Genomic DNA, 6,951 nt, shown 5'->3' on the forward strand with positions numbered 1-6,951 from the left:
TCAAGGTCTGAGCTCGCGCAGGGTGTACGCGGTGAGCAGCAGCGCCAGCCCGTGCGCCGTGCCGACCTCCGCCCCGGTCAGCTCGGCGATCCTGGCCAGCCGGTTGTCGACGGTGTTCGGGTGCAGGCCGAGCACCCGAGCGGTCCGCCGCCGGTCCTGCCGCTCGGCCAGGTGGGCCCGCAGGGTGGCCAGCAACTCGGGCCGCTCGTAGACCGGGTCGAGCAGTGCGGCCAGGCCGGCGCTGCTCTCGTCCGGCCGGGACAGGTGGTACTCCAGCTGAACGTCCGCCAGCCGGTGCAGACCCGGCGGCCGGCCCAGCGCCCCGGCCAGCCGCAGCACCTCGGCCGCGGTCCGGGCCGCCGCCGCGATCCCGGCCCCGCTGTCGGCGGGCAGCACCGCCACCCGCACCGGGGCGCCAGCCGCGCGGTCCAGACGCTCGGTCAGCTCGCCCGGCAGCTCCGGCAGTTCACCGCTCTCGTCCCGGGGCAGCACCAGCACACCGCCGTCCGCCTCCAGCCAGGCCAGCGGGTCCGGACCGAACAGCCGCTCCACCACCGTGCCCAGCCGCCGGGCCAGCCGCCGCCCGGCCACCGGCTCCGGCGCCCCGCCCGGCAGCTCGGCCCGCAGCCGCAGCACCAGACCGCCGCCGCTCACCCCGAGCTGCTGGTACCTGGCCGGAGTCAGCGGAAAGCCCTCGACCAGGGCCCGGACCAGCGTCCGGCGCTCCTCCCTGGCCTCCGAGTCCAGCGCCGCCCGCTCCTCCAGATAGCTCTCCGCCACCGCCGGGACGATCCTGGCCTGCCCGAGCAGCAGCCAGCCGGCCAGCTCGTTCAGCGCCGCCTCCTCCCCCGGCTCGGCGCTCTCGCAGAGCGCCTGCCAGAGCACGTGCTGCCCGAGCAGATGCGTCCCCAGCAGCAGATGCAACGGCACCCCCTCCTCGGCCCGCTGCGCCGCCCGCTCCCGGAAGTACCGGTACTCGAGATCCCCCTCCTCGGCCCGGCCCTCGACCCGCCGCAGAAACAGCCGGACGGCATGCCGGGCCGTGGCCGCCATCTCGACGTCCTTGACCTCCCCCGGCAACTCCTCGTACCTCGGCAGCCGCTCGAACGCCTGCTGCGTCATCCGCCGGGCCAACTCGTTGATCCGACCCTCACACCGCCCAGCAACGGCCAACGCCGCAGCCGACAACTCCACCCGCTCCTCCTCGCTCATGCACAGGCATCAGCCACCAGGGGCTCGGGGAACTGCGACGCCGACCTCGGACAAGGTGATCCGTACGTAAATGGCCAGGCACTTTCGCAGTTCCCCGAGCCCCTGGGTAGTCAACGGCTGAGCACCCTGCCAAAAGCTAGCCGGTGGCAGGAAGCGCCAGCACCCCGGAGCCGAAGAACTGCCGCTCCACACAGGCCCCCGCCCCGTACGGGCAGTTGCCCCCCGCTGCGTCGGCGAGCAGTGCCACCAGCCGCTCCGGCCGCCAGTCGGGATGCCCCGCCGCCGCCACCGCCACCGCGCCGGTCACGTGGGCGGCCGCCATCGAGGTCCCGGCCAGTGCGGCGTACTGCCCGCCGGGCCAGTCCGAGACCACCGCCCCGGACGCCCCGCCGTCGGGTTCGCCGCCGGGCGCCGCGATGGAGATCCGGCCCCGCCCGTAGTTGCTGTAGGCGGCGGGCAGACCGAAGCGGTCGAGCGCACTGACCGTCAGAACGCCGGGCAGCTCGCCGGGCAGCCGGATGCACTCGGTCCCGAGCAGCCGGTTCTGCGCCGGACCGGTGAGCCGGTCGTTGGGGCTGCGCTGGTCGCGGCGGGCGGCGCCGAGGTCCTGGCCGTCGTTGCCGGCCGAGGCGACCACCACCGCGCCCTGCCGCTGGGCGTAGCCGACGGCGCGGCCGACCGCCTGGATCAGCGCGGCCTGGTCGGGATCGGTGGGGCAGTTGTACTTCCAGGGGTCGGCGAAGTAGCTGTCGTTGATCGCCTTGGCCCCGTGGTCGGCGGCCCAGAGCATGCCGCAGATGATGTTCTCGGTGTAGTACTGCCCGAGCGGGCCGAGCAGCCGGACGGCGGCGATCCGGACGCCCGGCGCCACGCCGGTCACGCCCCGCCCGTCCCTGGCCGCTCCGACGATCCCGGCGACGTGGGTGCCGTGGCCGCTCTCGGTCACACCCCGGTCGGGGCGCCAGGCGCCGTACCTGGCGTCGGGGCGGCCGTCGGCGCAGGAGACCGAGGCCCGGGGATCGACCGCCGAGCGGAGGTCGGGGTGGGTGTCGTCCACGCCGGAGTCCAGTACCGCGACCAGCACCCGACGGAGCGCCTCGCCGGACGGGGCCTCAACCGTCGTACGGAGCAGCGCGGCGGGCAGCGGCCCGGCCTGCCGTCCGGCCGGGCCGGTGGCACCGATCATCGCCAGGTTCCAGTCGGCGGACTCGGCCGGGTCGGGGGTGAGCGACTCGGCGTCGTCCCCGCTGTCGAAGAGGTCACCCCCGGTGGCGCGGAAGTCGCCCGCGCCGTCCAGCGCCCCGGGCGGGCCAGGCACGCCGGTGGTACGGCTGGCGCCGACGGCCGCTATCCCGGGGTGGCCGCGCAGCCGGTCGGCGAAGCTGCCGGTGGCGTAGGCCAGCACCACACCGATCTGCGGGTACTCCTGGACCACCTTGCCGCCGGTCGCCCTGACCTGCCGCGCGGCGGCGGCGGAGCCCTCGGCGTCCTGACGCTCCGCCAGCACCAGGTAGCTCAGGTACGAGCGTCCCGGCCCGGCCACGTACGGCACCGCGCCACCGATCAGCAGCGCCACCATCAGGACCCCGAGCAGAATCCGGATCCTGACCTTGCGCGCTCCAGGCCGTCCCGGCCGTGCAGCGTCGCCCAGACCCATCCGCACGGCGAGACCCAGCCGTTCCATCGCGCGACCTCCACTCGTCGGTGCGCCCGCCAAGATCACGGGTCCGATACATCACCATATGAGCGGATTTTCCCGCTTGCCTGATCTGGCTAGGGCAGACGGGCAGCGGAGCGCGCCCACCCGGACTGTCGGTGCGGACGGGCACCATGGGGGGATGGCGGAACGTGACCTGACGGACTCTCGTGATCTGACGGCTTCTCTGGACGGCTTCGCTCCGGCGACCAAGGCCTGGTTCACCGGAGCGTTCAGCACGCCCACCGCCGCCCAGGCCAGCGCCTGGGACGCGATCAACCGGCAGACGGACGTCCTGGTGGTCGCCCCCACCGGCTCCGGCAAGACTCTGGCCGCCTTCCTGTCCGCGCTCGACCGGCTCAGCCACACCCCGCCGCCCGCCGACCCGAAGCGCCGCTGCCGGGTGCTCTACATCTCGCCGATCAAGGCCCTCGCGGTCGACGTCGAGCGCAACCTGCGGGCCCCGCTGGCCGGGCTGCGCCAGGCGGCCGTCCGGCTCGGCCTGCCGGAGCCCGACGTCCAGGTCGGCATCCGCTCGGGCGACACCCCTGCCGCCGACCGCCGCCGGTTCGCCACCCACCCGCCGGACATCCTGATCACCACCCCCGAGTCGCTCTTCCTGCTGCTCACCTCGGCCGCCCGGGATGCCCTTCGCGGCATCGACACGGTGATCCTGGACGAGGTGCACGCGGTCGCGGGGACGAAGCGCGGCGCCCACCTGGCGCTCAGCCTGGAGCGGCTGGACGAGCTGCTGGACCGCCCGGCCCGCCGGATCGGCCTCTCCGCGACGGTCCGCCCGGTGGACGAGGTGGCCCGCTACCTGAGCCCGCAGCGCGGCGCGGTGGTGGTCCAGCCGCCCGCCGACAAGCGGTTCGACCTCTCGGTGGTGGTCCCGGTCGCCGACCTGGACGAGCTGCCGAACGACACCGACGACCCGGCCCGGCAGGCCTCGATCTGGCCGCACGTCGAGGAGCGGATCGTCGACCTGGTGCAGGCGCACCGCTCGACCATCGTGTTCGCCAACTCCCGCCGGCTGGCCGAGCGGCTCTGCAACCGGCTCAACGAGATCGCCCACGAGCGCGCCACCGGCGCCGCGCTGCCCGAGGCGCACTCCCCCGCCCAGCTGATGGGCGGCTCGGGCGCCGCCGCCGGGGCACCCGCCGTGATCGCCAGGGCGCACCACGGCTCGGTCTCCAAGGAGCAGCGCGCCCTGGTGGAAGAGGAGTTGAAGGCCGGCCGACTGCCCGCCGTGGTGGCCACCTCCAGCCTGGAGCTGGGCATCGACATGGGCGCCGTCGACCTGGTGATCCAGGTCGAGTCACCGCCCTCGGTCGCCTCCGGCCTGCAGCGGGTCGGCCGGGCCGGCCACCAGGTCGGCGCGGTCTCCACCGGCGTGGTCTTCCCCAAGTACCGGGCCGACCTGGTGCAGTCCGCCGTGGTCACCGAGCGGATGCGGTCCGGCGCCATCGAGGCACTCCGGGTGCCGCGCAACCCGCTGGACGTACTGGCCCAACAGCTGGTCGCGATCACCGCACTCGACACCTGGGACGTCGACGAGCTGCTCACCCTGGTCCGCCGGGCCGCCCCGTTCGCCACCCTCCCGCAGTCCGCCTTCGACGGCGTGCTGGACATGCTGGCGGGCCGTTACCCCTCGGACGCCTTCGCCGAGTTGAGGCCCCGGCTGGTCTGGGACCGGGTGGCCGGCACGGTCACCGGCCGCCCCGGCGCCCAGCGCCTCGCGGTCACCTCCGGCGGCACCATCCCGGACCGGGGCCTGTTCGGCGTCTTCATCGTCGGCAGCGACCCGAAGAAGGGCGGCGGCCGGGTCGGGGAGCTGGACGAGGAGATGGTCTACGAGTCCCGGGTCGGCGACGTCTTCACCCTCGGCACCACCTCCTGGCGGATCGAGGAGATCACCCACGACCGGGTGCTGGTCACCCCCGCCCCCGGCGTCCCCGGGCGGCTGCCGTTCTGGAAGGGCGACAGCCTCGGCCGCCCGCTGGAGCTCGGCCGCGCGGTCGGCGCCTTCGTCCGCGAGCTGGGCGCCCTGACGCCCGATCAGGCCACCGCGCGACTGCGGGCGGCCGGTCTTGACGACTGGGCGGCGAGCAACCTGCTCACCTACCTGGCCGAGCAGCGCACCGCCACCGGCCACCTGCCGGACGACCGCACCATCGTGGTCGAGCGGTTCCGGGACGAGCTGGGCGACTGGCGGATCGTCATCCACTCCCCCTTCGGCGCCCAGGTGCACGCCCCCTGGGCACTCGCCCTCGGCGCCCGGCTGCGCGAGAAGCACGGCCTGGACCCGCAGGTGATGCACGCCGACGACGGCATCGTGCTCCGCCTGCCCGATGCCGACCTCCTTGACTTCCCGTCAGACAAGCCGGTCACCGAGGAGGCCCCGGTCGGGGCCGACGCCGCCCTGTTCGACAAGGGCGAGATCGAGCAGCTGGTAACCGACCAGGTCGGCGGCTCCGCCCTGTTCGCCGCCCGGTTCCGCGAGTGCGCGGGCCGCGCCCTGCTACTGCCCCGCCGCAGCCCCGGCAAGCGCACCCCGCTCTGGCAGCAGCGCCAGCGCGCCTCCCAGCTGCTGGAGGTGGCGAGCGAGTACGGCTCGTTCCCGATCGTGCTCGAGGCCGTCCGGGAGTGCCTGCAGGACGTCTTCGACGTGCCGGGCCTGGTCGAGCTGATGGGTGATCTGGAGTCCCGCGCCGTACGGCTGGTGGAGGTCACCACCCCCGAGCCCTCACCCTTCGCCCGCTCGCTGCTGTTCGGCTACGTCGCGCAGTTCCTGTACGAGGGCGACTCCCCGCTGGCCGAGCGGCGGGCCGCCGCACTGGCGCTGGATTCGCGCCTGCTCTCCGAGCTGCTCGGCCAGGCCGAGCTGCGCGAGCTGCTGGACCCGGCGGTGCTGGCCGAGCTGGAGGCTGAGCTGCAGCGGCTCACCCCGGAGCGCCGGATCAAGGACGCCGAGGGCGTCGCGGACGCGCTGCGGCTGCTCGGCCCGCTCGGCACCGAGGAACTGACGGTCCGTGGGGCCGCGCCCGAGTGGGCGGTCGAGCTCCAGGCCGCCCGCCGGGTGATCCAGGTCCGGATCGGCGGCGAGCAGCGCTGGTCCGCGATCGAGGACGCCGGGCGGCTGCGGGACGCGCTCGGCACCCCGCTGCCGGTCGGCGTCCCCGAGGCCTTCACCGAGCCCGTCCGGGACCCGCTCGGCGACCTGCTGGCCCGCTACGCCCGTACCCACGGCCCGTTCACCGCGCCCGAGGCGGCGGCCAGGTTCGGCCTGGGCAGCGCGGTGGTCACCGGCCTGCTGCATCGGCTGACCGCCGACGGGCGGCTGGTGCAGGGCGAGTTCAGGCCCGGCGAGGGGCACAGCGGCCAGGTCGAGTGGTGCGACGCCGAGGTGCTGCGCCGCCTGCGCCGCCGCTCGCTGGCCGCGCTCCGCCAGGAGGTGGAGGCGGTGCCGCCCCGGGCGCTGGCCGCCTTCCTGCCGCAGTGGCAGCACCTGGGCGGCCACCGGCTGCGCGGCGCGGACGGCCTGCTCCGGGTGGTCGAGCAGCTCCAGGGGACGGCTCTGCCCGCCTCCGCGCTGGAGAAGCTGGTGCTGCCCGCCCGGCTGCTCGACTACACCCCCGCGCTGCTGGACGAGCTGATGGCCGCCGGCGAGATCGGCTGGTCCGGCGCGGGCGCGCTGCCCGGCAAGGACGGCTGGATCGGCCTGCACCTGCCCGAGACGGCCCACCTGCTGCGTCCCGAGCCCGTGCCGCCGGCCGTCACCCCCGTGCACACCGCGCTGCTGGCCGCGCTGGCGGGCGGCTACGGCCTGTTCTTCCGTCAGCTGACGGAGCAGCTGCCCGAGGTACCGGACGTCGAGTTGACCGAGGCACTCTGGGATCTGACCTGGGCGGGCTATGTGACCAATGACACACTCGCTCCGCTGCGCGCCCTGCTCGGCTCCGGCCGGACGGCTGGCGCCACCGCGCACCGGGCGCCCCGGGCCGCCCCGCGCGGCCGGTACGGCGCGATGGCCAGGCCGGCCG

The 6,951-nt window shown here is 75.0% G+C and carries 3 protein-coding genes; 1 reads left to right on the forward strand and 2 read right to left on the reverse strand.

Annotation, left to right across the window (positions count from 1 at the left end):
• A complete protein-coding gene (locus tag ACXJMZ_RS13790) occupies positions 1-1,212 on the reverse strand; it encodes a PucR family transcriptional regulator (protein WP_457030310.1) in 1,212 nt (403 codons plus the stop codon).
• A gap of 136 nt (positions 1,213-1,348) precedes the next feature.
• On the reverse strand, positions 1,349-2,896 hold the full coding sequence (locus ACXJMZ_RS13795) for a S8 family peptidase (protein ID WP_457030311.1): 1,548 nt from the start codon (positions 2,894-2,896) through the stop codon (positions 1,349-1,351).
• Between the two features lie 154 nt (positions 2,897-3,050).
• Between ACXJMZ_RS13795 and ACXJMZ_RS13800 the strand changes: the two genes are divergently transcribed.
• Positions 3,051-6,951: ATP-dependent helicase (locus tag ACXJMZ_RS13800; RefSeq protein WP_457030312.1), on the forward strand; the 3,901-nt coding region annotated here is incomplete at its 3' end.

The organism is Kitasatospora sp. P5_F3, from assembly GCF_054049135.1.